General features: G+C 67.9%; 23 protein-coding genes. 19 read left to right on the top strand and 4 right to left on the bottom strand.

The features are described from left to right. Positions 1-6: 6 nt before the first annotated feature. The 7 genes from AC07O8_RS11665 (at position 7) to AC07O8_RS11635 (ending at position 6,823) form a co-directional block, all read left to right on the top strand. Positions 7-1,107, top strand: a complete 1,101-nt coding sequence (locus tag AC07O8_RS11665) for a tetratricopeptide repeat protein (protein ID WP_495048185.1) — start codon at positions 7-9, stop codon at positions 1,105-1,107. 145 nt (positions 1,108-1,252) lie between these two features. After that, positions 1,253-2,053 (top strand): tellurite resistance TerB family protein, encoded by an 801-nt coding sequence (locus AC07O8_RS11660; protein WP_495048184.1) that lies wholly within the window; start codon positions 1,253-1,255, stop codon positions 2,051-2,053. A 541-nt stretch (positions 2,054-2,594) separates the two neighbouring features. Then, the gene (locus AC07O8_RS11655; RefSeq protein ID WP_297525041.1) at positions 2,595-2,837 is read left to right on the top strand and encodes a hypothetical protein; all 243 of its coding nucleotides are present in this window, start codon (positions 2,595-2,597) and stop codon (positions 2,835-2,837) included. After that, positions 2,830-4,806, top strand: a complete 1,977-nt coding sequence (locus tag AC07O8_RS11650) for an AAA family ATPase (protein ID WP_495048183.1) — start codon at positions 2,830-2,832, stop codon at positions 4,804-4,806. The genes AC07O8_RS11655 and AC07O8_RS11650 overlap by 8 nt, the downstream gene beginning before the upstream one ends. Positions 4,807-4,841: 35 nt before the next feature. Beyond that, complete coding sequence (locus tag AC07O8_RS11645; protein WP_495048182.1) at positions 4,842-5,240, top strand: GFA family protein; 399 nt, start codon at positions 4,842-4,844, stop codon at positions 5,238-5,240. A 157-nt stretch (positions 5,241-5,397) separates the two neighbouring features. Next, positions 5,398-5,895, top strand: coding sequence for a hypothetical protein (locus tag AC07O8_RS11640; protein ID WP_495048181.1), 498 nt, complete (start codon positions 5,398-5,400; stop codon positions 5,893-5,895). Between the two features lie 157 nt (positions 5,896-6,052). Further along, positions 6,053-6,823, top strand: a complete 771-nt coding sequence (locus tag AC07O8_RS11635) for a hypothetical protein (protein WP_495048180.1) — start codon at positions 6,053-6,055, stop codon at positions 6,821-6,823. Between the two features lie 182 nt (positions 6,824-7,005). Here the strand turns inward: AC07O8_RS11635 and AC07O8_RS11630 are convergent, their stop codons facing one another. Then, positions 7,006-8,988, bottom strand: coding sequence for an autotransporter-associated beta strand repeat-containing protein (locus AC07O8_RS11630; RefSeq protein WP_495048179.1), 1,983 nt, complete (start codon positions 8,986-8,988; stop codon positions 7,006-7,008). Between the two features lie 316 nt (positions 8,989-9,304). On the opposite strand from AC07O8_RS11630, the gene AC07O8_RS11625 reads away from it, so the two are divergent. Together AC07O8_RS11625 and AC07O8_RS11620 are read left to right on the top strand one after the other, a co-directional pair. Beyond that, positions 9,305-9,721 (top strand): hypothetical protein, encoded by a 417-nt coding sequence (locus AC07O8_RS11625; RefSeq protein WP_495048178.1) that lies wholly within the window; start codon positions 9,305-9,307, stop codon positions 9,719-9,721. 73 nt (positions 9,722-9,794) lie between these two features. After that, on the top strand, positions 9,795-10,085 hold the full coding sequence (locus AC07O8_RS11620) for a hypothetical protein (protein ID WP_495048177.1): 291 nt from the start codon (positions 9,795-9,797) through the stop codon (positions 10,083-10,085). 79 nt (positions 10,086-10,164) lie between these two features. Here the strand turns inward: AC07O8_RS11620 and AC07O8_RS11615 are convergent, their stop codons facing one another. Next, positions 10,165-11,049 (bottom strand): IclR family transcriptional regulator, encoded by an 885-nt coding sequence (locus AC07O8_RS11615; RefSeq protein ID WP_495048176.1) that lies wholly within the window; start codon positions 11,047-11,049, stop codon positions 10,165-10,167. A gap of 154 nt (positions 11,050-11,203) precedes the next feature. Between AC07O8_RS11615 and AC07O8_RS11610 the strand changes: the two genes are divergently transcribed. The 7 genes from AC07O8_RS11610 (at position 11,204) to AC07O8_RS11580 (ending at position 18,775) form a co-directional block, all read left to right on the top strand. Beyond that, complete coding sequence (locus tag AC07O8_RS11610; protein ID WP_495048175.1) at positions 11,204-12,157, top strand: MBL fold metallo-hydrolase; 954 nt, start codon at positions 11,204-11,206, stop codon at positions 12,155-12,157. A 27-nt stretch (positions 12,158-12,184) separates the two neighbouring features. Continuing rightward, complete coding sequence (locus tag AC07O8_RS11605; protein WP_495048174.1) at positions 12,185-13,927, top strand: FAD-dependent oxidoreductase; 1,743 nt, start codon at positions 12,185-12,187, stop codon at positions 13,925-13,927. Then, positions 13,918-14,157 (top strand): DUF2783 domain-containing protein, encoded by a 240-nt coding sequence (locus tag AC07O8_RS11600; RefSeq protein ID WP_495048173.1) that lies wholly within the window; start codon positions 13,918-13,920, stop codon positions 14,155-14,157. The genes AC07O8_RS11605 and AC07O8_RS11600 overlap by 10 nt, the downstream gene beginning before the upstream one ends. Positions 14,158-14,168: 11 nt before the next feature. Beyond that, positions 14,169-15,542 (top strand): homogentisate 1,2-dioxygenase, encoded by a 1,374-nt coding sequence (gene hmgA / locus AC07O8_RS11595; protein ID WP_495048172.1) that lies wholly within the window; start codon positions 14,169-14,171, stop codon positions 15,540-15,542. 37 nt (positions 15,543-15,579) lie between these two features. Next, positions 15,580-16,902: a fumarylacetoacetase gene (gene fahA / locus AC07O8_RS11590; protein WP_495048171.1), complete on the top strand. Its 1,323-nt coding sequence runs from the start codon at positions 15,580-15,582 to the stop codon at positions 16,900-16,902. A 67-nt stretch (positions 16,903-16,969) separates the two neighbouring features. Further along, positions 16,970-17,776, top strand: a complete 807-nt coding sequence (locus AC07O8_RS11585; protein ID WP_495048170.1) for an EcsC family protein — start codon at positions 16,970-16,972, stop codon at positions 17,774-17,776. 231 nt (positions 17,777-18,007) lie between these two features. Further along, positions 18,008-18,775, top strand: a complete 768-nt coding sequence (locus AC07O8_RS11580) for a DUF481 domain-containing protein (RefSeq protein WP_495048169.1) — start codon at positions 18,008-18,010, stop codon at positions 18,773-18,775. A 98-nt stretch (positions 18,776-18,873) separates the two neighbouring features. Here the strand turns inward: AC07O8_RS11580 and AC07O8_RS11575 are convergent, their stop codons facing one another. Together AC07O8_RS11575 and def are read right to left on the bottom strand one after the other, a co-directional pair. After that, a complete protein-coding gene (locus AC07O8_RS11575) occupies positions 18,874-20,976 on the bottom strand; it encodes a DUF6600 domain-containing protein (RefSeq protein WP_495048168.1) in 2,103 nt (700 codons plus the stop codon). Between the two features lie 257 nt (positions 20,977-21,233). Further along, positions 21,234-21,770 carry a peptide deformylase gene (gene def, locus AC07O8_RS11570; protein WP_495048167.1) on the bottom strand — a complete coding sequence of 179 codons (537 nt, stop codon included), beginning with the start codon at positions 21,768-21,770 and terminating at the stop codon, positions 21,234-21,236. A gap of 54 nt (positions 21,771-21,824) precedes the next feature. Here def and AC07O8_RS11565 point away from each other — a divergent pair, with 54 nt between their 5' ends. From AC07O8_RS11565 to AC07O8_RS11555, 3 genes are all read left to right on the top strand, one after another. Beyond that, on the top strand, positions 21,825-22,826 hold the full coding sequence (locus AC07O8_RS11565; RefSeq protein WP_495048166.1) for an MBL fold metallo-hydrolase: 1,002 nt from the start codon (positions 21,825-21,827) through the stop codon (positions 22,824-22,826). A gap of 255 nt (positions 22,827-23,081) precedes the next feature. Further along, positions 23,082-24,557, top strand: a complete 1,476-nt coding sequence (locus tag AC07O8_RS11560; protein ID WP_495048165.1) for a DUF3375 domain-containing protein — start codon at positions 23,082-23,084, stop codon at positions 24,555-24,557. Continuing rightward, entirely contained in the window at positions 24,541-25,392 is an 852-nt protein-coding gene (locus tag AC07O8_RS11555; RefSeq protein ID WP_495048164.1) for a DUF4194 domain-containing protein, read from the top strand. The genes AC07O8_RS11560 and AC07O8_RS11555 overlap by 17 nt, the downstream gene beginning before the upstream one ends. Positions 25,393-25,397 lie beyond the last annotated feature (5 nt).

Raw genomic sequence — 25,397 nt, 5'->3', positions numbered from 1 at the left:
GGCTCGATGACCGCACCCGCACCGTTCCACGACGCCTGGACCCTGCGCGTCGACGATGTCTGGCGACGCGCGCCGGATCTCACCGGCTCGCAGTTGATCGACGAGATCGACGCGCTCGCGGCCGAGCGTCCCGACGACGATGCGCGCGCCCTCTTCGAGCGCGCCTGCGCGCGCGACACGGCCGGGCTCGAAGCCGAGGCCGAGCCGCTGTACCGCGCCGCGCTCGAGTCGGGCAGGCTCGATCCTTACCGCCGCACGCGCGCGGTCATCCAGCTCGGCAGCACGCTGCGCTGGCTCAAGCGCTTCGACGAGAGCGAGGCACTGCTCGTCGGCGAACTGGCGCATCACATGCAGCCCGGCCACGACCGGCCGCTGCACGACGAGGCCCGCGCCATCCTGTCGCTCACCTACGCGGCACAAGGACGCGGCAACGAGGCAGCGGGGCTGGCGCTGGCCGCGCTCGCACCGCGACTGTCGCGCTACCAGCGCTCGACCCTGGCTGGCGCGAGGCAGCTCGCCGGCGAGGTCTGGGACGATGGTGCCGTCGTCGCGCCCGGCGCGGCGAGCGTCGAACTGATCGAAGGCCGCTTCGTGCTGCGGCCCTACCGGCCCGCCGATCTGACGGACTTCGTCGCGGCGGTGCGCGAGTCGCATGGGTCCATCGGCCGCTGGATGAAGTGGGCGCATGCGGGGTTCTCAGCCGCCGAGGGCGCCGAGTGGCTCGATCATTGCGCGCGGGCCTGGCAGAGCGGCACGAGCTACGAGTTCGGCATCTTCGACCGCGAGACCGGCGACTTCGTCGGCGGCGGCGGGCTCAACTCGCTGCATGCGGTGCATCCGTTCTGCAACCTCGGCTACTGGGTGCGTTCGTCCTGGCAGGGCCAGGGGGCGGCGTCGTCGGCGGTGCGGGCGCTCAGCCGGCACGCGTTCGAGAAGCTGCAGCTGATGCGCGTCGAGATCGTGGTGGCGGACGGCAATGAACCCAGCCTCGCCGTGGCGCGGCGCTGCGGCGCGCACTACGAGGGTCTGCTGCGCAATCGCATCCGGGGCGTGGACGGCAAGCCGTGGGACGCGCACATGTTTTCGATGGTGCCCGACTCGGCGTGATGCTGATTGGCGCGTCATCGCTAGCACCGACGTCGGCAGCGAACAAGCCGGCCCGACCGAATCGTTCGACAGGCTAGTCGGACTGGGGATACCGTCCGACGCCCTCAACTGACAGACTCTTCTACCGTGTTGAAAGGGGCTGGCGATGAGTGCGCATGGACTTCTGGATCAACTGCTGAGATCGGGTCGGGACCTGCTTCAGGGCGGCAACATGCCGGGCCGAAGCGGCTCAGGCGGGCTTGGCGGACTCGGTGGGCTGGGCAGTCTCGGCAACCTGGGGAACCTGGGGAATCTCGGCAACCTGGGCGGGCTCGGCAAGATCGGCGCGGGCGCCGGCGTGGCCGGCGTGCTGGGTGCGCTGCTGGGCAGCAAGCGCGGCCGCAGCTACGGCGGAAAGGCGCTGAAGTACGGCAGCATCGCCGCGCTCGGTTTGATGGCCTACAAGGCCTACACCGCCTGGCAGGCGCAACAGCAGTCGCAAGGGCAACAAGGACAAGCGCCAGGAACGGCGTGGACGCCCGGCTCGCCTGCGGCATCGCAAGCGCATCTCGCGGCCGAACCGCGCACGCTGGACCGGGTGCCGCAGGAGGAGGCCGAGGAGCACAGCCGCGCCGTGCTGCTGGCGATGATCGCGGCCGCGAAGGCCGATGGTCACCTGGACGATCGCGAGCGCGAACTGATCGAGCAGGCGCTCAGCCGCGAGGAAGACGACCCTGAGCTGCGCCGCTGGCAGGAGGACATCCTGCGTCGTCCGCTCGATCCGGCCGCGGTCGCGCAAGCGGCCACCACGCCGGAGATCGCCTCTGAGATGTACCTCGCGAGCCTGCTGATGGTCGACGAGACCAGCTTCATGGAGCGCGCCTACCTCGACGAGCTGGCCCGGCAGCTGAAGCTGCCGGACGGGCTGAAAGCACAGCTCGAGGCGCAGGCGCTCGCGCAGACCTGAGGCCTGCGCGCCGACCCGTCAGCGCGCCGGGTTGGCGTTGACGATGCCCCTGAAGTCATAGGGCACGACGATCGTCTGCACCTTGCCGGCAGCGACACCTTCGGCGATCTTGAGCTGGGCCTGCGCGTTCATGTACCGGGAGAGGCGCGCGGCACGCGCGCCACATCGTGACCCTCGCGTTTCGGCCGGTCGGAGCGCCGTGCCAGGACTTGCCTGCCTGCTGCGATCGTGGCCGCCTGGGCACACCCGGGCTGATGGTCATCGTTGGCGCGCCGCAACGCGCCGCGGCATCGCAGACGAATCGCACTTGCGCGGCCGCGTCGCCATGAGCATCATCCGCGCCCAACTGCTGAAGGCGCCCACGACAGCGCCCGCATGACGGAGATCCCTCTTATGTCCTCCTTGTTCATCTCGACGATCGACTGAACACGGTTCCCGAGCCCCGGCTGAACCGTGTCTGTTCACAGATACGGCCTCAGACCGCGCGGCATGCAAAGCCCCGCCGCCATTGAGCCGGGGCTTTTGCTTTTCGGAAACCGCAATGAGTGCACAACTCCGTTCCCGCGCCCTCCAGGAGGGGCGGGTCAAGGCCCTGCGCCGCATGAAACAAGCCATGACGCTGGTGCTCGAGACGAGCCCCGGCGCGCGCGACCCCGTGGCGCGCGCGATGGCCCAGCGTGGATTGCGCGGCGCCGGCCAACACATCCAGAGCCGCGGTGCCCAGCGCCGCGCCGACCGCGTGGCGCTGCAGGCGCTGCTGCGAAGAGAGGATTGGGATGAATGAATCCGACGACCTGCGTACGCAGCTGGCGCAGAGAAACCAGCAGCTGCAAGACGTCGCCGCCCGGCTCAAGACCGAGCTGTTCGGCATCGACGCCATCATCGACCGCGTCATCGATTCGGTGCGCGCGTGGTACGTGCTGCCCGAGCTCGTCTCGCGGCCCGTCATCGTCTGTCTCTGGGGCCTCACGGGCACCGGCAAGACGCAGCTGGTGCGCCGCCTGGCGCAGCTGCTGGGCTTCTACGACCGCTTCGTGGAAGTGCAGATGGACGGCTTCTCCAACGGCGCGGGGATGCGAGGCGCGCAGAGCATCTCGGGCATGCTGGCGCAATCCGGCGTGCGCGAGGGCGAGCCGGGCATCCTCGCGCTCGACGAGTTCCAGCGCTTCCGCACGATCAACGCCAAGCGCGACGAGCTGCGCGTCGAGCGCTACCAGGACGTCTGGGCCCTGCTCTCCGACGGCCGTCTGCCGCCGGCACTGTCGCTGCTGGCCGACATCGAATCGTCCATCGCCGAGGCGGCCTTCGACGCCGAGCGCGCCGACGCCGACGCCGCGAAGCTGCGCTTCAAGCTCCGCGGCTGGGAGGCGCAGGAGCTGCAGCGCACCCTCAAGCTCGACGAGCCGCTGATGGAGATCATGGCCTGGACGCCGGATCAGGTGCAGGCGCGGCTGCGCGCATTCCGCGAGAGCGGTCAGCAGCACTGGGAGACCGATTACAGCCGCTTGCTCGTCTTCGTCTGCGGCAACCTCGACGAAATGTACGAGGACCTCGCCACCAGCGTCGACGACTGCGACAGCGATGCCGACATCTTCCACGCCATGACCGGCAAGCTCAGCGTCATCGACGTCAAGCAGGCGCTCAACCAGCGCTTCAAGCCGGAGCAGGTGGCGCGGCTGGGCAACGAGCACGTGATCTACCCGTCGCTGTCGCGGCGCGCGTACGAGCAGGTGATCGCGCAGGGCTGCGCACGTTATGTGCGTGACTCTGAAGCGCGCTGCGGCCTGCGCTTCGAGCTGGCCGACAGCGTGCACGCGCAAATCTACGCGAACGCCGTGTTCCCCGCGCAGGGCACCCGGCCGCTGTTCTCGTCGCTGCACGCGATCCTCGGGACCGGGCTGGCCAAGGCGGCGCTGTGGGCGATCGAACGCGGCGCCGCGACCGGCGACTGCGTTCGCCTGAGCGCCGACGGTCGCAGCCTGATCGCGCAGTGGGGCGGTCTGTCGGGCGTCATCGCCGAGCCCTTCGAGATCAATCGCCTTCGCCAGCGCACCAACGCCGACTTCCGGGCGCTGCTCGCGGTGCACGAGGCTGGTCACGGCCTGGTCCACGCGCTGCTGTTCGGTCTGGCGCCCCGGGAGATCAAGATCCACGTGGCGAGCTTCGAGGGCGGCTACAACGCGTACACCTCGCGCAAGGTGTGGTCGCGGCGGAACCTGCTCGACTCCATTTGCACGAGCCTGGCTGGCCGCGCGGCGGAGCTGCTGGTCTTCGGCAGCGACATGAGTTCCAGCGGCGCCTCGAGCGATCTGCGCAAGGCCACGCGGACGGCGGCGCGCATGCTCCGCTACCTGGGGCACGGCGAGCGCATCGGTCGCGTCGACGTGTCCACGGACAGCGAGGAGCACGTCTGCACCGACGTCGAACTCACCAACGCGGCGGTCGAGGCGCTGCTGCAATCGGAGCACGCGCGCGCCACGGCGCTGATCGACGCGCATCGCGAGGCGCTGCTGGCGCTGGTCGACGAACTGATCGTCGAGGGACAGGTGACGCCCGAACGTTTCGCGGTCGTGGTGGGACTGCCGCTCGGCAAGGCGGAGGATGCGCTGGATCCGTATGCGGAACGGCTGGCGGCGTTTCGCGAGGCCGGCGCGGCGCCATTGGGCGCATCGCGTCGGCAGCGGCCGACGCCGACCGAGCCGATGCCTCGACATGGCGCCCCCATGGGACAACTCGTGGCCAGGGAGGCCTAGACTGCCAGGTGTCGGAACTTCGAAGCATTGCCGTCATGCGAGTCCACGGTTCTTGCCACTGCGGCGCCATCAGGTTCAGCGGAGAGGTCGACCCTGCGCAGGTCGTCGTGTGCCATTGCGACGACTGCCAGGTCCTGTCCGGCGCGCCTTATCGCGCGGTCGTCTCCGCGCCGATGGCGACCTTCGAGATCTCCGGCTCACCCAAGACGTACGTGAAGGTTGCGCAGAGCGGGAACCGGCGCGCGCAGGTGTTCTGTCCCGATTGCGGCACGGCGCTGTACGGCGCGGCAGCGGAGAACCCGACGCATGCTGTGCTCCGTCTCGGTTGCCTGGAGGAGCGCGACCAGTTGCGGCCGTCACGTCAGATCTGGACGCACTCCGCCGCGGGGTGGACAGGCTCGCTCGGTGAAGTCCCCGCCTCGCCGCGGCAGTGATCTGCGCTCCGGCAGGCGGCAACGCAGAATGTGGGAACAGCGACTATCCGAAATGCAGGGACGGCATCTGGCGGAGTTCAGGAACAGCCCGACTGGGAGAGGCGTCATCGGTCGAGCCGAAGTGGCGGAACTCGCAGCAAAGGATCCAGGACGGGCCTTGCTCGTTGCTCGTTCGATCGACCATCCCTGGTATCGATGCCAGGCACTTACATCCGTCGTGGAAGCCGATCCATCGGCCCCAACGGCTGAAGGTTTGCTGCTGGAAGCGCTCGCGGTTGCCGCGACTCAAGACGAGCCCAACCGTGTTGCGTGTGTAGCGTCCTGGCCGTTGCGCTTGCTCGTTGCCACCGGCTCGACCAAGGCCACGGAGCACACCCTTCAGTTGCTTGAAGTGATCGCCACAGAACCTCACGGTCTGCGCAGGCTGGATGGCCTGCGTGGAATCCTCGTCGCCGTCGCTTCCTCAGACCCGTTGCGCGCGCTGGTTCTGGAGCCACTCACGCTCGCTGCAGTCGCAAGCCATGGTTGGCGGACTGAGCGAATCATCGATGTCATCGCCGTCATATTGATGCCCTTCGACAGGGAAGCGGCGTCGAGACTGCTGAGCCTCCGCCCGCCAAGCCGATACACGAAGCGAAGTCGCGCGATGCTCTAGAAGCCGTCGGAAATGGCGCCACTGAGGGCGCCGTATAAATTCCCCCCACGGGGTGAATCGCGAGACTCCCACGCGCATGGACAATCGCGCCGTCCCGGGAGCCAAGAAGCCGCCATCGACGCTTCGCCCCGCCGGACGATCCAGGGAGAGAGATCACATGTTCAAGAAGCTGTTCGGCATCGGAGCCAAGACCCCCGCGCCGTCGCCCAGGCCTGCCCCACGTCCACGTCCCAGCGGCGAGCACCCCGCGACCACGGCACTGGTGAACACCATCCGCGAGCAGAGCGCGACCGACCCGCATATCGGCGCCAAGATCGGCGCGCGCGAGGTCCTGCAACGCCTGCTCGAAGGCTTCAGCCAAGGACCGCAGCGCCACGTCCATGCCGAATCGCTGCTCACTGCGCTCGGCGCCCTGGCCGGCTACGCCTGCCAGATGAGCATCCGCGCGCAATCGCTGCGGAAAGGGTCGCCGGAGTTCTCCGCCTTCATCACCATGGAGGCCGGCGGTCAGCGCTACTTCTTCGGTGATCCGCCCAATCAGCTGCTCCTGGAATCGGAGCACTCGGTGTGGAGCCTGGCGGCGGCGCAAGCCCAGTCGCTCGGACTGGATCCCTTGCCCAAGGCCTCCGAGGTCGCGGGGCACGTCGCATCGACCATCGGCACGCCAGCCTTCGGCATCCCGCGGCTGCCCGACGGCCATCGGCCAGGTGAACTCCCGATCGCCTACGTGCGCAACCTGTGGCCGGCGCTCTTCCCGACCGTCAAGCTGCTGTGCCCGGAGCCGACCCACTGGCCGCTGCTGTACGCCATCGCGGCGCAGCAGGCCATGGAGATGGCCAAGGCGACGATGACGGCCGACCTGCTGTATGCGCTGGTCATGGAAGCTGCGGCGCCGATGGCGAAGGTGGATCTGGATCGCATGGCATGACGCCGGGACATCTCCTGATGGCGCTCATGCCGCTCGTGCCCGGCCGCTCCCAAGCCACCCCGGTCCATTGCAGGACCCGGTGCGTTCGCCTGCGCGAGGACTTCGAGCTGGGAGAGGCCTCCTGCGAGGCCCTGGCCGACTACCAGCGGTTCGTCGATTGGGCCATGCAGGAGTAGTCGCCCTCAACCGTCCAGACGCACGCTCAGCTTGTTGTTGCCGTAGCTGGGCGTGATCTTGCTGAAGCCGTCGACGGTGAACGTGCCGTAGCGGCCCGCCAGTTGTCCCGTGGTCGAGATCAGCTCGATGGTGTCGCCGGCCTTCGGCGTGAAGCCGGCAGCGAATTTCACCGTCAGCGTGGCGCCCGATTCGATCGCGACGTCGCCCGTCACCGTCAGCTTGCCCGCGCCGTTCGCACCCATCTGCACTTGCAGACCGGCGGCGCTGCGCTGGCTGAAGCGACCCGCGATGCCCAGCGGAGCAGCCGCCTTGCTGGCGAGCGTGCCGCCGGCCAGGTACACATCGCCCTTGCCCAATGCGGACGCGCTCTCTGCGGACAGCGTGCCCGCGTCGACCTGCGTGCCGCCGGCGTAGACGTTGGCGCCCGACAGGCGCAGCGTGCCGCTGCCTTGCTTGGTCAGCTTGCCTGCACCGGCGATGTTGTTGCGCCAGGCGTCGACGGCGTGGAAGCCCCCCTTGGCCGCGTCCATCACGACGACGACATCCCCGTTGAACGCGCCGAAGCCGTCGGCCGCGGCGAACAGGTTCAGGCGGCCCCAGCCTTCCGCGTCGTCGACCAGCGGCGAGCCTGACGGCAGCGCCGTGGTCTTCAACACGACGCGGCGCTGTGCCGCGTCCAAATACGGCAGGCGCGTTTCCAGGAGCACCTCGGCGCCCTTGGGCACGACGGCCGCCTTCGTGGCGTCGCCGACGGTCGGCAGGTTGAAGGTCAGGCGGCGCAGCACGTCGGCGCGCATGGCCGCCAGATCGGTGAAGCGGTCGTTGGCGCTGGTGCCGGCGTGGGCGAAGGCGTTCAGCGCTTCGGCGTTGGTCACGCCGGCGGCAGCCTGCATCACCGATTGCGCCTGCTGATAAGCGACCGTCTTCGGATCGCCCTTGTTGGCGCCGGTGGCGATCGCGGCCGCCACGGAGGCTTGCGCCTGGATGCGGCCGCCGATCACGTCCAGCGGCGAATGCATGCCGGCGAGGATGCGGTTCTCGCCCATCTCGAGCGCGCGGGCGACCATCTCCTGATAACGCTGCGGCACCAGGTACGCGATGGCCAGCGCCTTGCGCACGCCTTCCGCCGTGTGTCCGCTGATGAAGCCGCCATCGGTGGCCGGCGTGCTGCTGCGCGCGGGCATCAGCGCGGGCACGACCACGACGCTGCTGCTCCACCGCCACGGGCGGGCGTACTTGTAGAAGCGCTTGGCGGGCTCGGTGGAGGCGTTCTCACCGACGTTGCCGATGAAGTCGACCGCCTTGCCGAGCGTCGCGTTGGTCGCGCTGCCGGTGCCGATGTCGGAGCCGCCGTCGTTGTAGAGCACGGTCGTGGCATCGGCGGGGACGCCGGTGATGGTGGTGCTCATGCCCGACGCGGTGCGCCAGGCCGCGGTCAGCGGGCCCAGGCCGTCGCTGATGCTCACGCCCTTGCCGCGGCGATCGTCGAGGTAGGCGGCGAGCGACTGGGCCTCGGTGCGCTTGGTCGTCGCGTCGATCACGTACTGGATGTTGGCGTTGTGGACGGCGGTGTTGAGCACCTTGCCGTCGGTCGCATCGCCGGGGATGCCGGTCCAGGGGGAGGCGGTCACGGCGGGGAAGTTGCCGTTGGCGGGCGCGGTGACGCCCGCGTCCACGATCGAGGTGCTCGGCTGCCACAGCGCCAGCATGCCGCCGACGACGCGCACGCCGGCGTTCGTCTCCAGCGTGGCATAGCGCGCATCGCCGCGCTGGTTGGTGAACGCGAAGTCCACGAAGGGGAGCACCTTCGTCTCATCCTGCACCGGCGCTGTCTCCGCGGCGCCCAGGCCCTTCGGCGCATCGGGCAGGACGGCGACGCTCAGATCGTCGCCATCGGATCCGCCGCCGCAGCCGGTCATGAGGAAGGCCGTCAGCACGGCAAGAGACAGCGGGCGCAGGACGAAAGGAAGACGCAGGGAAGCAGACATGTCGCGAGTGCCGGGAGAGGAAAACGCGGCACTCTAGGGAGCGCGTGTGTCGATGGGATGACGAGCGCTGTCATCGCCCTGAGACCTTGCCCTCGCGATTCATGACGCAGCGCTCGACGCCAGCCCGGCAGACCAGTCGGTGATCAAGCCTCAGCCTGCAAAGATGAACACGGAGGGACCGTCGGCCCATGCCGGTGCGGCCTCGGCTGCTACTCGATGTCCCCATTGCAGCGGAAGCGGACATGGCGTCTCCAGCACTCCCCTCCACTGCTAGAGTCGCGCGACCCATCACATGGCTTACGGCGGCTAGACCAGCATGACCGCGTTGCACGATTACGAAGATTGGCTGGACACGCTAGATGCTCGACTCCGCGTTCTCGACGGAAGTTTGACGTCCACGCTCGGCGTGGGTTACGTCGTTCCGTTGGGCGAACTAGGCTCGGAGTTCTTGGTCCTTCAGGCTGCTGGTGCGTTCTGGGCTTCTTTGCGGGAGACCGACGAGCAGCTGCCGCACCCGTTGCCCAGACGCTACCTGCTTCAGCGATTTCACAAGCTGGCTTTCGGGGCGCACCCGCAGGTGTCCTTCGAGCATTTCGCCCAGGAGTTCCTTCGGCAATATCCCGAGGTTCGTGCGAACGAGGTGCTGTCTTGGCGGGGAAGCCAATTGTCCGAGCGCCGCGGTCAAGGACGTCGCTGGTGGCGACGGATTCTTCCTGGTCGCTGGTTCGCGTGAGCGGAGGGGCGACAGACCGCTTGCAGCCTGAAGTGGACGGACGCTTTGCAGCGGAAGCGGACATACTTTGCTGATGAAATTCGCTGACCTACCGCTCCACGATGCCACGCTGTCCGATATTCACATCAGCTACGAAGCTGGGCGTTGCGACTTGGTTCTGCGCGTCGTGGGAGGGGGCGTCTACCAATTGGTCTTCGAAGGTTTCCGCACCTTGGATTTCCCAAGACACGAGCCATGGGGGCGATCTTGCTCGGTCAACGTCGCACGGCAAATCGCTGCTCAGCGCTATGAGCTCGAACTTCAGTCTGGCGACCTGCTTCGGGTAGAAGCAACGTATTGGGCCTTCCGGCCACTTCAGGCATGACTCGACATTCCGCCTCCAGGCTGAAGCGCCCCCGCCGCCGCGACTAGACCCCCTACACACTTCGCGTACAGATCCAACATCAGCCAGGGAACCGCCCCCCGATCTCGCGCATCAACGCCGTCGCCGCGCCTGTGAGTCCGCGCGCCACCGCGCCATCCCACGCCGCATCGAAAGCCCCGGACGGCCCGATCGCCGTCAGCGCCAGCGCCATCTGCGCATCGCTGTCGAAGACGGGCACGGCCAGCGCGCTGACGCCTTCGACGATCCCGCCCACCGAGCGGTGCAGCACGCGGCCGCGGATTTCACCCAAGGTCGCTGAGAACGCCGCCCACGTCGGCAACTCGCGCGGTCGATCGTGCGGCCCCACGCGCGCCAGGTCCGCCGGGCCCTTGCGGCGCGCTTCCGCGAGCATCGCTTTGATCTCCGCCTCCGGCCGGTAGGCCGCGAACAGCGGCCCCGACGCGGTGTCCGACAGCGACACCACCGTCCCGTGCCGCATCGTCACGTGCACCGCCGCCGGCGAGGCCGCCGTGCGCACGATCGTCGCGCCCTGCGAGCCCCACACCGCGATCGCCACCGTGTGGCCGATCTCCTCGGCCAGGGCCTCCAGCCGCGCCGTCGCCAGCCGGATCGGGTCGATCTGCCGCATGCCGATCAGGCCCATCTCCATCGCCAAGGGGCCCAGGCCGTAATAGCCCGTCGCCGGGTCCTGCCGCATCAGGCCGAGCTTGCAGAAGCTCACCAGGTAGGGATGCGCCTTGGCCGGGCTCATCTCCGCCGCCTGCGACAAGGCCTTCAGCGGCAGCGGCTGGCCGCGCGCCGCCGCGGCCTTCAACAGGCGGCCACCCACCTCGATGCTCTGGATGCCGCGCCTGTCCTCGCGATCATCACGATCCTCCCGCTCTTGGGGATCCTCGCGGTCGTTCGCATCCGGCGCGTCATCGGCGGTGTCTGGCATGGTCATTTCGCTATTGTTGAACGAATTCAGCGACACAGCTATATTTGCATCCAACAAACGAATTCCGTTTTGTTGAATTCCGTTCTGTTGAATTCCCTGGAGCGTCGATGTCCATCGCGGCGCTCCCGCCTTCCCCCTCAGCCAACGCCCGGGACACGCCATGACCAAGCAGTTCGCCAGCCACGCCGACGTCGAGGAGAAGCAGGTCTCCTTCGTCAAGCTCAGCGACAACGCCTACGCCTACACCGCCGAGGGCGACCCCAACACCGGGATCATCATCGGCGACGACGCGGTGATGGTGATCGACACGCAGGCCACGCCCGTCATGGCGCAGGACGTGATCCGCCGCATCCGCGAGGTCACCGACAAGCCCATCAAGTACGTCGTGATGAGCCATTACCACGCGGTGCGGGTGCTGGGCGCCTCGGCGTATGAGCCGCAGCACATCATCGCCAGCCGCGATACCTACGACCTCATCGTCGAGCGCGGCGAGCAGGACAAGGCCAGCGAGATCGGGCGATTCCCGCGGCTGTTCCGCAATGTCGAATCGGTGCCGGCGGGACTCACCTGGCCGACCATCACCTTCCAGGGCGCGATGAGCATCTGGCTCGGCAAGCTCGAGGTGCAGTTGCTGCAGCTCGGGCGCGGGCATACGAAGGGCGACACCGTCGCGTGGCTGCCGGAGCAGAAGATCCTGTTCTCCGGCGATCTGGTCGAGTTCGACGCCACGCCGTATGCCGGCGATGCGTACTTCGGCGATTGGCCGCAGACGCTGGACAACCTGGCCGCGCTCAAGCCCAGCGCGCTGGTGCCGGGTCGCGGCGCGGCGCTGACGACGCCTGAATCCGTGGCGCAGGGACTGGCGGGGACGCGCAGCTTCATCGCTGACTTGCATGACTCGGTGAAGGCTGGCGTCGCCGCGGGCAAGGAACTCAACGCCGTCTACAAGGACACCTACGCCGTCATGAAGCAGAAGTACGGCCACTGGGTCATCTTCGACCACTGCATGCCGTTCGACGTCACGCGCTGCTATGACGAGGTCACACAGTTCCGCGATCCGCGCATCTGGACGGCGCAGCGCGATCAGGAGATGTGGCAGACGCTCGAAGGCTGAGCGCTCTCCACGACCCGGGAGCCCGTGATGGATGCCGCCGTCGACTATCAGCGCGTCGTTTATCCCTACCGCCGCAGCGCGGACCAGGATGCGCATGAGCGCGGCCTGCCCGCGCGACATCCGGTGGTCGTGGTCGGCGCGGGGCCGGTCGGGCTGACCGCTGCCATCGACCTTGCGCTGCAGGGCGTGCCCGTCGTGCTGCTCAACAACGACGGGCGGCTCTCCGTCGGCTCGCGCGCGCTGTGCTTCGCGAAACGGACGCTGGAGATTCTCGATCGCCTGGGCTGTGGACAGCGACTTGTCGACAAGGGGGTCTCCTGGAACGTCGGTCGCGTGTTCTTCCGCGACGAACAGGTCTATCAGTTCAACCTGCTCGCCGAGCCGGGCCACCAACGACCGGCCTTCGTCAACCTGCAGCAGTACTACGTCGAGGGCTTCCTCGTCGAGCGTGCGCTGGAACTGCCGTTGGTCGACCTGCGCTGGCACCACGGCGTCACCGGGCTGACGCAGCACGATGACCACGTAGCGCTGGAGATCGAGACGCCCGAGGGGCCGTACACGCTGCTCGCCGATCACGTCGTGGCCTGCGACGGATCGCGTTCGACGCTGCGCAGGCTGATCGGTCAGGAGAGTCACGGCCGCACCTTCAAGGACCGCTTCCTCATCGCGGACGTGCGCATGAATGCGCCCTTCCCCGCCGAGCGCTGGTTCTGGTTCGATCCGCCTTTTCATCCGGGCCAGAGCGTGCTCCTGCATCGGCAGCCTGACGGCGTGTGGCGCATCGATTTCCAGCTCGGCTGGGACGCCGATCCCGAGTTGGAGAAGCAGCCGGAGCGCATCCTGCCGCGCGTGCGCACGCTGATGCGTCAGGCCTCGATCGCCGCGGGCGGCGACGGCGCCGTGCCCGACATCGAGCTGGTCTGGGCCAGCGTCTACACCTTCGCCTGCATGCGCATGGCTCGCTTCCGGCACGGGCGCATCGTGTTCGCGGGCGACGCGGCGCATGGTGTATCGCCGTTCGGCGCGCGCGGGGCCAACTCGGGCATCCAGGACGCGGACAACCTCGCCTGGAAGCTGGCAGCCGTCGTGCAGGGGCGTGCGCCCGATGCCCTGCTCGACAGCTACGCCCGAGAACGCGAGATCGCTGCCGACGAGAACATCCTGAACTCCACACGCTCGACCGACTTCATCACGCCCAAGAGCGACATCAGCCGGATGTTCCGCGACGCGACGCTCACGCTTGCCAAGGACTTCGACTTCGCGCGTCGGCTGGTCAACAGCGGACGGCTCTCGATCCCGACGGTGCAGTACGGCATGCCTGCCGCGGATGCGCCGATCCGCCTCGACGGCCGCGACGACTGGTTGCTGCGTCAGATGCAGCCGGGCCGATTCACGTTGATGGTGTTCCCGCACGAGCACGAGCACGAGGTCATCGTCGCAGGAAGGCGAGGTCAACGAGCGCTGGTGGGGCCGGAATGGGGCTTGGGGGTCCAGGAGGGATCCCCCATGCCCCGTGGAGAGCCCGCGCTTGGCCACGCGGAGTCTGATCCCGAGCTCCTGCTCACCCTCCACATCGACGCCGGTCTCGACGCCCACGGGCTGGTCCGCCAACGCTACGACGCCGTCCCGGGATCCGTTGTGCTGCTCCGCCCCGACCAGCACGTCTGCGCGCGTTGGCGCAACATGCCGACTTTGGAGGCGATCCGCGCCGCGATGCGATCAGCGCTGGGCCACGACCTTCCCCATGAGGAGCTTGCGGCATGCCTCTGATCACTGCCCCCCACTTCGACGCCGGTGACGACTTCTACGAAGCGTTGCTGAGCGCGCATCACGGCCTCGACGCCGACGCGAGCCACGCCTTCAACGCGCGGCTGGTGCTGCTGCTCGCGAACCACATCGGGCGACAGGACGTGCTGCTGGAGGCGCTCTCCGCCGCGGCGCGCGGCATCCCGGTTTCACCCGTTTCCATCGACGCTTCGCCCACGGGCGAGGCCTCCTGACGAGGACAAGCATGAACGCACCAGAGACACTCCGTTCGCCCGAGGCGGCGAACGCGCCCGGCACGGCGCCGAGCGCGCTGCAGTACCAGAGCGGCTTCGGCAATCAATTCGAGACCGAGGCTGTTCCCGGCGCGCTGCCCAAGGGCCGCAACAGCCCGCAGCGCGCGCCGATGGATCTTTATCCGGAGCTGCTGTCGGGCAGCGCCTTCACCGCGCCCCGCGTCGAGAACCGCCGCACGTGGTTGTACCGCCGGCAGCCGTCGGTCGTGACGGGCGCGTTCCACGCCTACGAGCAGCCGTTCTGGACAAGCGGCGCCGCGGGCGGTGTCGCAGCGCCGCCGGACCCGCTGCGCTGGCATCCGTTCCCGATGCCCGAGGACCAGCCGGATGCGCCCGGCGTCGACTTCGTCGACAGCCTCAAGACCATCGTCAGCAACGGCGATCCCGATGCGCAGGTCGGCATGGCCTCGTTGATCTACACGTTCAACCGCCCGATGACCCGCCGCGCGCTGATGAACGCCGACGGCGAGATGCTGATCGTTCCCCAAGAAGGCGGTCTGCGCGTCACCACCGAGATGGGGCTGCTCGACGTCGTGCCCGGCGAGATCGCGCTGATCCCGCGCGGCGTGACCTTCCGTGTCGAGGCGTTGGGCGGGCCGGACGCGGCCGCTCGCGGCTACGTCTGCGAAAACTACGGCGCCGCCTTCCGGCTGCCGGAGCTCGGCCCGATCGGCTCCAACGGCCTGGCGAATCCGCGCGACTTCCTCGCGCCGGTCGCGGCGCATGAGCCCGACGGCGCGCTGTACGAAGTGATCCGCAAGACCGGCGGCGCGTTGTGGCGCAATGCGCAGGCGGTGACACCGTTCAACGTCGTCGCGTGGCACGGCAACCTGACGCCGTTGAAGTACGACACGAAGGACTTCATGACGATCGGCTCGATCAGCTTCGACCATCCCGACCCGTCGATCTTCACCGTGCTGACCTCGCCCAGCGACACGCCCGGGACCGCCAACTGCGACTTCGTGATTTTCCCGCCGCGCTGGCTGGTGCAGGAGGACACCTTCCGTCCTCCCTGGTACCACCGCAACGTGATGAGTGAGTTCATGGGCCTGATCTACGGCCAGTACGATGCCAAGCCCGAGGGCTTCCGCCCCGGCGGCGCGAGCCTGCACAACTGCCTGGTGCCGCACGGCCCCGACGCCGACGCCTTCGAGGCCGCCAGCACGCGCACGCTGACGCCGCAGAAGCTGGACCACACGCTGGCCTTCATGTTCGAGAGCCGCTGGCGCTTCCGTCCGTCCGACTGGGCGCTCAACGGCGGCGCGCTCGACATCCACTATGCGGCCTGCTGGGGCGGGCTGAAGGACAAGTTCAAGCCCGCGTGACGGCACGCCTCCTCCACAGAACTCGAAAGGCTTACCCATGACCGACCTCGACCATACCCACGACCCCGCGCTGCGCAGCTGGGTCGCGTCCGCGAACACGCCGGACACCGACTTCCCGATCCAGAACCTGCCGCTGGGCATGTTCCGACTCGCGGGCGCGACCGGCTCGTTCCGGCCCGGCACGGCGATCGGCGACCAGGTGCTGGACCTGATCGCCGCGGCCGACCTGGGCGCCTTGTCCGACGGGCTGGGCGCGGTGCTGCGCACCTGCGAAGGCCTCGGCCTCAACCCGCTGATGGCGATGGGGCCGGATCTGCGTCGCCAGCTGCGTCATGAGCTCGTCGCCGCGCTGAACGCGGACGCGGGACCCGAGCGGACCCAGCAGCTCGCGCAGGCCCTCAAGCCGATGGCCGGCGTCGAGATGACCCTGCCCTGCCGCATCGGCGACTACACCGACTTCTACGCCGGCATCCATCATGCGACGACGGTGGGCAAGCTGTTCCGCCCGGACAATCCGCTGCTGCCGAACTACAAGTGGGTGCCGATCGGGTATCACGGGCGCGTGTCGTCGATCGGCGTCAGCGGCCAGAGCTTCCGCCGCCCTGTCGGCCAGACCAAGGCGCCCGATGCCGACGTGCCGAGCGTCGGCCCGATCAAGCGGCTCGACTACGAGCTGGAAGTCGGCGCCCTCGTCGGCATCGGCAACGAGCAAGGCCATCCGGTCGCCATCGGCGACGCGGAGCGGCACCTGTTCGGACTCGTGCTGCTGAACGACTGGTCGGCCCGCGACATCCAGGCCTGGGAGTACCAGCCGCTGGGTCCCTTCCTGTCGAAGAGCTTCGCGACGACGTTGTCGCCGTGGGTGATCACGATGGAAGCGCTGGCACCATTCCGCCGTGCGTTCACGCGCCCCGACGGCGATCCGCAACCGCTGCCGTATCTGGACGGCGAGTCCAATCGCGATCGCGGCGCCATCGCCATCCGTCTGGAGGTCCACCTGCAGACCCGCGCGATGCGCGACGCGGGCGACGCTCCGGCCAAGCTGATGGCGTCGGACTTCGCGGACGCGTACTGGACCGTCGCGCAGATGCTCACGCACCACGCGAGCAACGGTTGCAACCTGCAGCCAGGCGACCTGTTCGGGTCGGGCACGATGTCCGGGTCCGAGGCGGGCCAGGGCGGCTCCTTGCTCGAGCTGACCAACGGCGGCAAGCAGGCCATCACGCTGCCCAACGGCGAGCAGCGCACCTTCCTGCAGGACGGCGACAGCGTCGCGCTGGTCGGCCGCTGCGAGGCGCCCGGCCGCCGTGCCATCGGCTTCGGCCCGTGCGTCGGCACCGTGGTGCCGTCGGTGGTCTGATCGACGCCATGGCCGATGCAAGCAGCGCCGTTCGCTCGCGCGTCCGACAACAGACAGGGAGACGCGCATGGCGATGACGGCAGCACATCTGGAAGAACTCAAGCAGGCCCACCAGCTGCTTGAGCATCCCGGCTTCGCCATCCGGGTCGCCAATGTGCTCGGCAAGCCCTTGGAGTTCGTGCTCGAGCGACTGCCGCGTGCCGGTCGCACGGCCATTGCCGCCGCGACCGAGAAGGCGCTCCGGATGACCCTGGACGGCGCGGTGGCGACCCTGGCCAACAAGCACGACAAGGAGTCGCCGGTCCTGCACAAGGTCTTCGCGACCGTGACCGGCGCGGCGGGCGGCTTCTTCGGCCTGGCGGCCCTGCCCATCGAGCTGCCGATCTCCACCGGCGTCATCTTCCGCGCCATCGCCGACGTGGCCCGCGCCAACGGCGAGGACCTCGCGCAGACCGAGGTCAGGCTCGAATGCCTCAAGGTCTTCGCGATGGGCGGGCCCTCCCCGTCGGACGATGCGAGCGAAACGGGCTATCTCGCCGTGCGGGCGAGCATGGCGCGTCTGATCACTGAAGCCGCGGATTATCTGGCCGCCCAGGCCGTCGCCGAGGAAGCCGCGCCCGTCCTGGCCAGACTGATCGCCGCCATCGCCGCGAGGTTCCAGGTGCAGGTCGCGGAAAAGGTCGCGGCGCAGGCCGTGCCGGTGATCGGCGCCATTGCCGGCGGCTCCATCAACTATCTCTTCGTCAGCCATTTCCAGGAGATGAGTCGCGGGCATTTCACCTTCCGCCGACTGTCGCGCCTCTATGGCGTCGATGAGGTCACGAAGCAATACCGGGCACTGACCGCAAGCGCTCCCACGGCTAAAGCGGCCTGAAGGCTCCGCAGCCGAATGGGCCGTCACTGGCTGTGACGCCGCCGACCGGCTTCGTACTGTCCGATACACCCTCCGCGCGCTCCGCGCACGGCCCTGCGGCGCTCATGCCGGACCGTTGTCGGAGGATGTCGACTGATCCCGTCAGATGTTGGCCATGGCGGCATCGATCCCGTCAGACAGGATCAAGACTTGCCAACAGGGCGCATGTTCACTCTCCCCAAAGGAATCGACATGCCGCCGACGCGCCTCCTCGCCGTCTCCGCCGCCGCCTGCCTGGCCGCCACACCCCTGCTCTCTTTCGCCCAGGTCACCGTCAAGGACGACGGTCAATGGCGCGCCCTGTTCACCGCCGGGGCCAGCGTCTCGTCGGGCAACAGCGACTCGACGACGATCAACCTCAGCGGCGATGTCGTGAAGGCCACGAAGATCGACAAGCTGACCTTCAACGGCCGTGCGCTCTATGTGAAGAACGACGACGTGGACGCCGAGCAGCGCTACGCTTTCGGCACGCGGTATCAGCGCGACGTCACCGAGCGGGTGTTCGGCTTCGGCCAGTTCGATGCGCTCAAGGATGAACCCGCGAACCTGTCGTCCCGCTACTCCGTCGGCGCCGGTGCCGGTTATCACGTCATCAAGCAGGACAACGTCACCTGGGACGTGTCCACCGGTGTGGGCTTCACGCAGGAGCGCTACGTCGCCCCGGCGCTGCAGGACGGCGTCCTGCGCAGCAAGTACAGCAACACCGAACTGCTGTTCGCCGAGGAATCAAATCACAAGATCTCGGACAACACGACGCTCAAGCAGCGCCTGGCCTATCTGCCCGACCTGCGCAACAGCGGCGAGTTCCGCGCCACCTTCGATGGTGGGATCTCGGTTGCGATGACCCAGCGCTTCAGCCTCACCGCCACCATCCAGCATCGCTACGACAGCAACCCCGGCGACGGCCTGAAGAAGAACGACACGCTGTTCGTCACCGGCGTGTCGTACAGGATCGATTGATCGGGCCCTGCCGCGTCAACCCAGCAGCGCGATCAGGCGCTGCGCGGCCGGCGGCAGGTAGGCCTGCGCCCGAGGGGCTCGTGCCCCTCGACTTTCGTTCAGCGCTCCATCTGACGGCCGGGGCCGTCGCTGCGGCGCGGCGGGTCCGCCGCTCGCGGAGGCTCGGCGGCACGAGGCGGTTCCGCACGCGGCGCCGGCGCCGGGCGAGGTGCCTCGACGCGCGGCTGCGGCGTCGGCATCGGACGCGGCGCCTCAACGCGAGGCTGCTCGGCGCGGGGCGGCTCGAGCCGCGGTTGCGGTTGCGGTTGCGGCTGCTGCGGACGCTCGAAACGGGGCTGCTCTCCTCGGGGTTGCTCGAAGCGAGGCTGCTCCACCCGCGGTTGTTCAACCCGAGGCTGTTCGACGCGCGGCTGCTCCACGCGGTCGGGGCCACGATGGCGCCATTCGTTGCGATCACCGTCGCGACGCTCCGACGGGCGTTGCACGTCGGGAGTGCGCTGCGGCGACGGCGTGGGCGGGCCCTGCTGCCCTTGCGGCACCTGCGGCCGGACCGTCGCGTTGTCGGGCTCGGGTCTGATCACGCCGCGAACCGGGCGGCTCTCGCCGGGGCGCGTTTCATTCGGCGCGTCCGGACGGCCGTCGCCGTTGCGGTCCATGAAGGGGCGACCTTCATTGCGCCCATCGTTGCGTCCGTCGTTCCGGCCCGCGTTGCGGCCGTCATTGCGACCGTCAGCGCGACCATCATTGGGACCATCCGGCCGGCCATCGTGATTGCGGTCCACGAAGGCCCGTCCGTCGTTGCGACCATCCGGACGACCGTCGGCCTGCCCGATCGGACGCGGCGGCCACGACCGCTGCGGCTGCAGCGCGGTCGCCGGCAGCGGCGTCGACACCGGCCGCTGCGTGTACAGCGCGCCATGGTCGCGCTCGTTCCGGTAAGCCGGCGGATGCTGCCCCGGCCGCACCACCGTGGCCGGATTCGCATCCGGATTCACGCGGCGCCAGTAGGCCTGGCTGTAGCGGAAGCCCGGGGTCCAGGCTTCGCGCGGTGCCAGGGGCACCCAGCTGCCGTAGCGCGGCGGCGGCGGACGGCGGCCGCCGCCGACGACGACGCCCACGCCGACCGAGATCCCCGGTCCCACGCCGCCGACCAGCGCCGGCGCATACGCGGGACGACGGACATACGGCCCCGGCACCCAGCACCAACGCTCGCGGTAGTAGGCCCACCGGCCGTAATGGAAGGGAGCGAAACCCCAGGGCATGTCGTCCACCCAGGTGTAGCCCCAGCGCGCGCTCCACATCCAGCGGCCATAGCGGTACGGCGCCCAGTCGGCGACGACCACCTGCGGCACCCACACGGCGCCGTAATCGGAACTCTGCTCCCAGGCGCCGTAACGCGCCAGGTCCTCGGCGCCGGTCATCTCCGGCGACACGTAGGGCACGCTCGTGCCGCTGCCGACCATCGGCTGCACGGCGTCGCGGCTGTCCTCCAGGATCAACCTCGCGAAGCCGTCCTGCTGCAGCGGCTGGCGCTCCGTGCGCGGACCGTTGTCCCACCAGAACTCGGCCTGCTCGTTCGTGCCCAGCCACACCGGCTGCGCATCGGTCGCGCGCGAATCGAAGCGCAGCTTGCCTTGCCAGGCCTGCGCCTCGCTGCCGCGATCCAGCTGCGCCACGCGGTACAGGCCCTCGCGCTCGAAACCGAAGCGGCCTTCCAGCGTCCGCACCGTCCATTCGTCGGCCGACTCCTGACCGCGCACCCGCAAGCCCACCGCGCCCTTCACGATCTGCACCGCGATGCGGTTGTCGGCCAGGGCGTTGAATTCGATCTCGCTCCGCTGTTCGATCCACAGCGTCGACGAGCCGATCGTGACCGTCGCGCCGCTGCCGTCATCGGCGCGCAAGCGATCGCCCTCGCCGACGCTCTGGTTGCGGTGCATCTGCACCCATTCGCGCTCTTCGGCGTCGTACAGCCAGATGGCGCCGGTCAGGTCCGCCAGCCGTCCCGCGCGCGACGGTGCGTCCGCCCGCGCCGGACCGTGGGCCAGCAGCACGACCAGCGCGACCAGCACCAGCGAGGTGACCGTCCAACAGCGCGACAGCGCGCCCCGGTCCTGGGAACGCGCCGACGCCGCGACCGTGGCGGCCTCCGGCGAGGGCGGGAACGAGCGGTCCAGCGGACGATTCTGCGAACGGGTCATCGAGTCAGTCATGGCCTTGAGCCTCCACCGGAATCCGGAGGAATGCGGGACGCGGAACTCCGCGATCGTTTCTTAACGCTTCGGCGACGCCCTGGTGCACGCCTGCTTACAACTTGACGCCCTGTTGCTTGAAGGTCAAGCGGACGGCGTATGTCGCAGCGTATGTCGGAGCGTAGGGCCGAGCGTACGTCCGAGCGCAGGTTGGTCCTCTCCTGGGGTCGCCTCCTTTGCTCCGGCACCCGGCGCGCCCGGGATCCTCAATCGTCGGCGTTCGGGTCCAGGCCCGGAAACAGGATCTCGGTGAAGCCGAAGCGGCTGAAGTCCTTGATCCGCATCGGATACAGCGTCCCGACCAGGTGATCGCACTCGTGCTGCACGACGCGGGCGTGGAAGCCCTCGGCCTCGCGATCGATCAGGCCGCCGAAGGCGTCGAAGCCGCGATAACGGATGCGGCTCAGCCGCGGCACGACGCCGCGCAGGCCGGGCACCGAGAGGCAGCCTTCCCAGCCCTCCTCGGTCTCGTCGGACAGCGGCTCGATGGTCGGATTGATCAGCACCGTCATCGGCACCGGCGGCGCGTCGGGGTAGCGCTCGTTGCGCTGGAAACCGAACACGACGACCTGCAGGTCCACGCCGATCTGCGGCGCGGCCAGGCCGGCGCCGTTGGCGGCCGTCATCGTGTCGAACATGTCCTCGAGCAGCTGCTTCAACTCCGGCGTGTCGAAGTCCTCCACCGGCTTGGCGTGGCGCAACAGGCGCGGGTCGCCCATCTTCAGGATTTCTCGAACGGCCATGGCAGTTTCCTTGTACGGTTGCGTCATTCTAAGAACCCGAGACGGAGACTGCCTGTGAGCGCCACCCCCGCCCTGCCCCCGGCCCCGACATCGCTGCCGGCCTTCCTGGAAGCGCTGGCGCCCGGCGTCTTCACCATCGACACGGCCTTCCAGCGGGATCACTTCGACGCGGCCTTCCTGGTCGTCGACGACGGGCGCGCGGCCTTCATCGACACGGGGACGCGGCTGGCGCTGCCGCGGCTGCTCGGTGCGCTGGAGGCACTCGGCGTGCCGCGAGACGCGGTGGACTGGGTGATCCCGACGCATGTGCACCTGGACCATGCCGGCGGCGTCGGTCCGCTGATGGCGGCGCTGCCGTCGGCGACGTTGCTGGTGCATCCGCGCGGACTGCGGCACATGGTGGATCCGTCGGCGCTGTGGGCCGGTGCGCTCGCGGTCTACGGCGAGGCGGAGATGCGCCGCTCGTACGGCGAGCTGGTGGGCGTGCCGGAATCGCGTGCGCAGGCGAGCAGCGATGAGCAGCGCATCACCGTGGGCGCGCGCCCGCTGCGGCTGATCGACACGCCGGGGCATGCGCGCCATCACCACTGCGTGTGGGACGAGACGAGCGGCGGCTGGTTCACCGGCGACACCTTCGGCTTGTCGTACCGGGAGTTCGACGATCCGCAGCGCGGTGCGTGGATCATGCCGACGAGCACGCCGGTGCAGTTCGAGCCGGATGCGCTGCGCGCTTCCATCGCCCGGATGATGGCGACGCGGCCGTCGCGGATGTACCTGACGCATTACAGCGCCGTCGGTCGTGACGCGGCGGACGTCGAGCGCCTCGCGGCGCTGCTGGTCGAGCAGATCGACGAGATGGCAGCCATCGCGCTGCGGCTGAAGCACGAGCCCGATCGCCACGTGGCACTGAAGCGCGAGTTGCTCGCGCTGTACCAGCGCCGTGCCATCGCGCATTGCGGCGACCGCATGCCGCCGACACGCGTGGCCGCGCTGCTGGCGATGGATGTGGAACTCAATGCGCAGGGGCTGGGCGTGTGGCTGGATCGTCAGCGCTAGTGCCACAGTCAGTAAAAGGCCCAGCCCCTCGCTGCCCGGTGCCGTGCTAAGTTGACAGCATAAAAGTAGAGGGAGGAAGAAGCATGCCCATGCCAGCCCTGGGATTTCTGCGTCGGGTGCAAATACCTGCGATTCGCGGCAGCTAGCTCACCTGGTGAGCCACCACCGCCCCAAAATTCCCAATCGAGATCGGCAGGCTTGTGGCCACCCGGCCCTGGCTGCCTGAGCGGTTAACTCCAACATCGAGCGGCAGCCATGAGTAACTATGGCGTTTTGGGCCTGTATGACGACCTCAAGACTCTGAGGGAGCAGCCGAACTGGAAGCTCCTTGCAGCGCATAGCGCGCCTTCCGTCGCCGCATGCCTGTACTGCCTGTTGCTTGATGGACCGGACCGTAAGCTGCCCGCATCCGCGCTGCATGAGCGCCTTGCTCGCCAGCTGGACCTGCTTCAAAGCATCGGCGTCGAGATGCCACAGACGCCCCAGGCCTATGTCATTGACTGGCTTGGACAGGGTTGGCTGCGCCGCGACTTTCCGGAAGGGTCGACGGAGGAACAGTACGAGCTGACGGCAGACGCGGCCGATACCCTGCGCTACCTGATCAGGCTGAACCGCCCCAAGTCGTTCGCGACGGAAAGCCGCCTGACGTCGGTGCTGCACTTGCTGCAGTCACTTGCCGAAGCGACGGACCAGAACCCAGAGACTCGGCTAGCGGCCCTCTACGCCGACCGCGAGCGACTTGACGAGCAGATCGAGGCGGTCAAACAGGGAAGGTTCACCACCTTGCCCCCCGAGCGCGCCACCGAGCGGGCGAAGGAGATAATTTCTCAGGGGGAAGAGCTACTTGGCGACTTCCATAAGGTGCGCGAGAAGTTCGCAGAGATCAACCTGCAGCTACGCAAGGGCCTGGTTGAGAACGATGGCGCCCGCGGTGAGGTTCTGGCGAACATCTTTGACGGCATCGACGTCATCAAGCAGACCGATGCTGGCAAAGTCTTTGAAGCTTTCTGGGCGCTGCTGATTGATCCAATCGCCTCTGCAAGGTTCGAAGAAGCGCTCCTTCAAGTGGCGACCCGCCCCTTTGCAAGCAACCTTGGCATCGACGAGCGCCGCTTCCTCGCGCATCTGAAATCTCGCCTGGTCGACCAAGCCGCCGCGGTTCACAGCGTGCAGGCTAGCTTCGCCTCCGGGCTTCAGACCTTCGTCCGCAGCCGGGAGTTCGCCGAACAGCGGCGGATCTCCAAGCTGCTGAAGTCGACCCAGCAGGTTGCGCTGGCAGTAGCGGAGACCATCAAGCTCAACAAGCGACTCGACTTTCACCTTTTCCGAACTAGCGCTGCCATCCGCTCGGCGTCCCAGTGGCAGCTCCTTGACCCGATCGTACGCACAGCCGACACCTCCATGGCCGCGGCTGAGACCAGCACCGTCCGCCTTGAAGACATCCAGGAACTGGTTCAGCGCTCTGAGATCGACATGCGCTCGCTGCGTCGCAACGTGCGGGCCGCACTCGCCGAAGTCGAGCACGTGAGCATCGGCGAGATCTTGGCGCGCTTCCCTGCAGAGCAAGGTCTGGGCACCGTTGTTGGCTACTTGCACCTGGCCGTTCGCCACGCAGAACCGGCCGAGGGCCGCGAGATCATCCGATGGCAGGGGCACGACGAAACGTGGCGGCGCGCGACTGCTCCGCTCTTTTATTTCACCCGGGAGCGCTTGCATGAGCTCACAGACTGACGGGGCGGCCGCCCCAATCCATCACCAGGAAATTCCGCGCTTCTTGATGAAGAACTTCGTCCCGGAAGGTCCGTTCCCGAAGTCGGTCACTCAGGACAGACAGCCGCCGGAGCCAACCGATGACATCGCGCTGGACCCACTAAGCACCGGCACAGAGGACGCTATGTTTGCCGGAGACACCGGAGAACTGCGTGCGGAGACTCGCCGGTGCCTGGTTGCCTTGCTCAGCGGACCCAGTGTTGACGGACAGCGACAGCCTTCGCTCTGGTCTGTCCTTGTTCGCGACCGGAAGATCTTGCAGTCCCGGCTTCATGACATCTTTCTCGACCTTGTGGTCGACCCGGAGCAGAAGGTCGCCTTCATCCGCCAGGTCCCCAGCGATGACGGCGAAAGCATTCCCATCCTTCTTAGACGCCAGCAACTGACCTTCATCGACTCCACGCTCGTTCTATATCTGCGTCAAAGGCTGACAGAGGCGGACTCCGCAAACGAGCGCGCCGTGGTCTCGCTGCAGGAGATGACGGACCACCTTTCCGTCTTCGAGAAGGCGCAGAACAACGACGGTGTTCGGTTCGACAAGCAATGCGTGGGCGCCATCGAGAAGGTCAAAGCGTTGAACCTGATCAGGCCGATCCGGGGAAGCGACGGGCGGTTCGAGATCTCCCCCACGCTGAAGCTCCTCTTCAGCGCTGAAGATATCCAAATGCTTGCCACAGCCTACGAGTCGTTGAAGGCGCCCTCGCCTATCCGTGACATGTCTCTGGCTCGGGCAGTTGCCAAAGGCATCGCAGAGGGCGAAGAGCCCGAGGCCGACATCCTGGACAGCGAGGACTGAAGATG

The organism is Roseateles sp. GW821-FHT09G09, assembly GCF_059415965.1.
The sequence above is the reverse complement of the archived record's forward strand: the minus strand, read 5'-3'. Positions and strand labels throughout refer to the sequence as shown.

What these genes read in the sequence shown, in the direction of transcription:
- AC07O8_RS11665 (WP_495048185.1), top strand. Translation starts at nt 7, where the DNA reads ATGACCGCACCCGCACCGTTCCACGACGCCTGGACCCTGCGCGTCGAC.
- AC07O8_RS11660 (WP_495048184.1), top strand. Translation starts at nt 1,253, where the DNA reads ATGAGTGCGCATGGACTTCTGGATCAACTGCTGAGATCGGGTCGGGAC.
- AC07O8_RS11655 (WP_297525041.1), top strand. Translation starts at nt 2,595, where the DNA reads ATGAGTGCACAACTCCGTTCCCGCGCCCTCCAGGAGGGGCGGGTCAAG.
- AC07O8_RS11650 (WP_495048183.1), top strand. Translation starts at nt 2,830, where the DNA reads ATGAATGAATCCGACGACCTGCGTACGCAGCTGGCGCAGAGAAACCAG.
- AC07O8_RS11645 (WP_495048182.1), top strand. Translation starts at nt 4,842, where the DNA reads ATGCGAGTCCACGGTTCTTGCCACTGCGGCGCCATCAGGTTCAGCGGA.
- AC07O8_RS11635 (WP_495048180.1), top strand. Translation starts at nt 6,053, where the DNA reads ATGTTCAAGAAGCTGTTCGGCATCGGAGCCAAGACCCCCGCGCCGTCG.
- AC07O8_RS11630 (WP_495048179.1), bottom strand. Translation starts at nt 8,988, where the DNA reads ATGTCTGCTTCCCTGCGTCTTCCTTTCGTCCTGCGCCCGCTGTCTCTT.
- AC07O8_RS11625 (WP_495048178.1), top strand. Translation starts at nt 9,305, where the DNA reads ATGACCGCGTTGCACGATTACGAAGATTGGCTGGACACGCTAGATGCT.
- AC07O8_RS11620 (WP_495048177.1), top strand. Translation starts at nt 9,795, where the DNA reads ATGAAATTCGCTGACCTACCGCTCCACGATGCCACGCTGTCCGATATT.
- AC07O8_RS11615 (WP_495048176.1), bottom strand. Translation starts at nt 11,049, where the DNA reads ATGACCATGCCAGACACCGCCGATGACGCGCCGGATGCGAACGACCGC.
- AC07O8_RS11610 (WP_495048175.1), top strand. Translation starts at nt 11,204, where the DNA reads ATGACCAAGCAGTTCGCCAGCCACGCCGACGTCGAGGAGAAGCAGGTC.
- AC07O8_RS11605 (WP_495048174.1), top strand. Translation starts at nt 12,185, where the DNA reads ATGGATGCCGCCGTCGACTATCAGCGCGTCGTTTATCCCTACCGCCGC.
- AC07O8_RS11600 (WP_495048173.1), top strand. Translation starts at nt 13,918, where the DNA reads ATGCCTCTGATCACTGCCCCCCACTTCGACGCCGGTGACGACTTCTAC.
- hmgA (WP_495048172.1), top strand. Translation starts at nt 14,169, where the DNA reads ATGAACGCACCAGAGACACTCCGTTCGCCCGAGGCGGCGAACGCGCCC.
- fahA (WP_495048171.1), top strand. Translation starts at nt 15,580, where the DNA reads ATGACCGACCTCGACCATACCCACGACCCCGCGCTGCGCAGCTGGGTC.
- AC07O8_RS11585 (WP_495048170.1), top strand. Translation starts at nt 16,970, where the DNA reads ATGGCGATGACGGCAGCACATCTGGAAGAACTCAAGCAGGCCCACCAG.
- AC07O8_RS11580 (WP_495048169.1), top strand. Translation starts at nt 18,008, where the DNA reads ATGCCGCCGACGCGCCTCCTCGCCGTCTCCGCCGCCGCCTGCCTGGCC.
- AC07O8_RS11575 (WP_495048168.1), bottom strand. Translation starts at nt 20,976, where the DNA reads ATGACCCGTTCGCAGAATCGTCCGCTGGACCGCTCGTTCCCGCCCTCG.
- def (WP_495048167.1), bottom strand. Translation starts at nt 21,770, where the DNA reads ATGGCCGTTCGAGAAATCCTGAAGATGGGCGACCCGCGCCTGTTGCGC.
- AC07O8_RS11560 (WP_495048165.1), top strand. Translation starts at nt 23,082, where the DNA reads ATGAGTAACTATGGCGTTTTGGGCCTGTATGACGACCTCAAGACTCTG.
- AC07O8_RS11555 (WP_495048164.1), top strand. Translation starts at nt 24,541, where the DNA reads ATGAGCTCACAGACTGACGGGGCGGCCGCCCCAATCCATCACCAGGAA.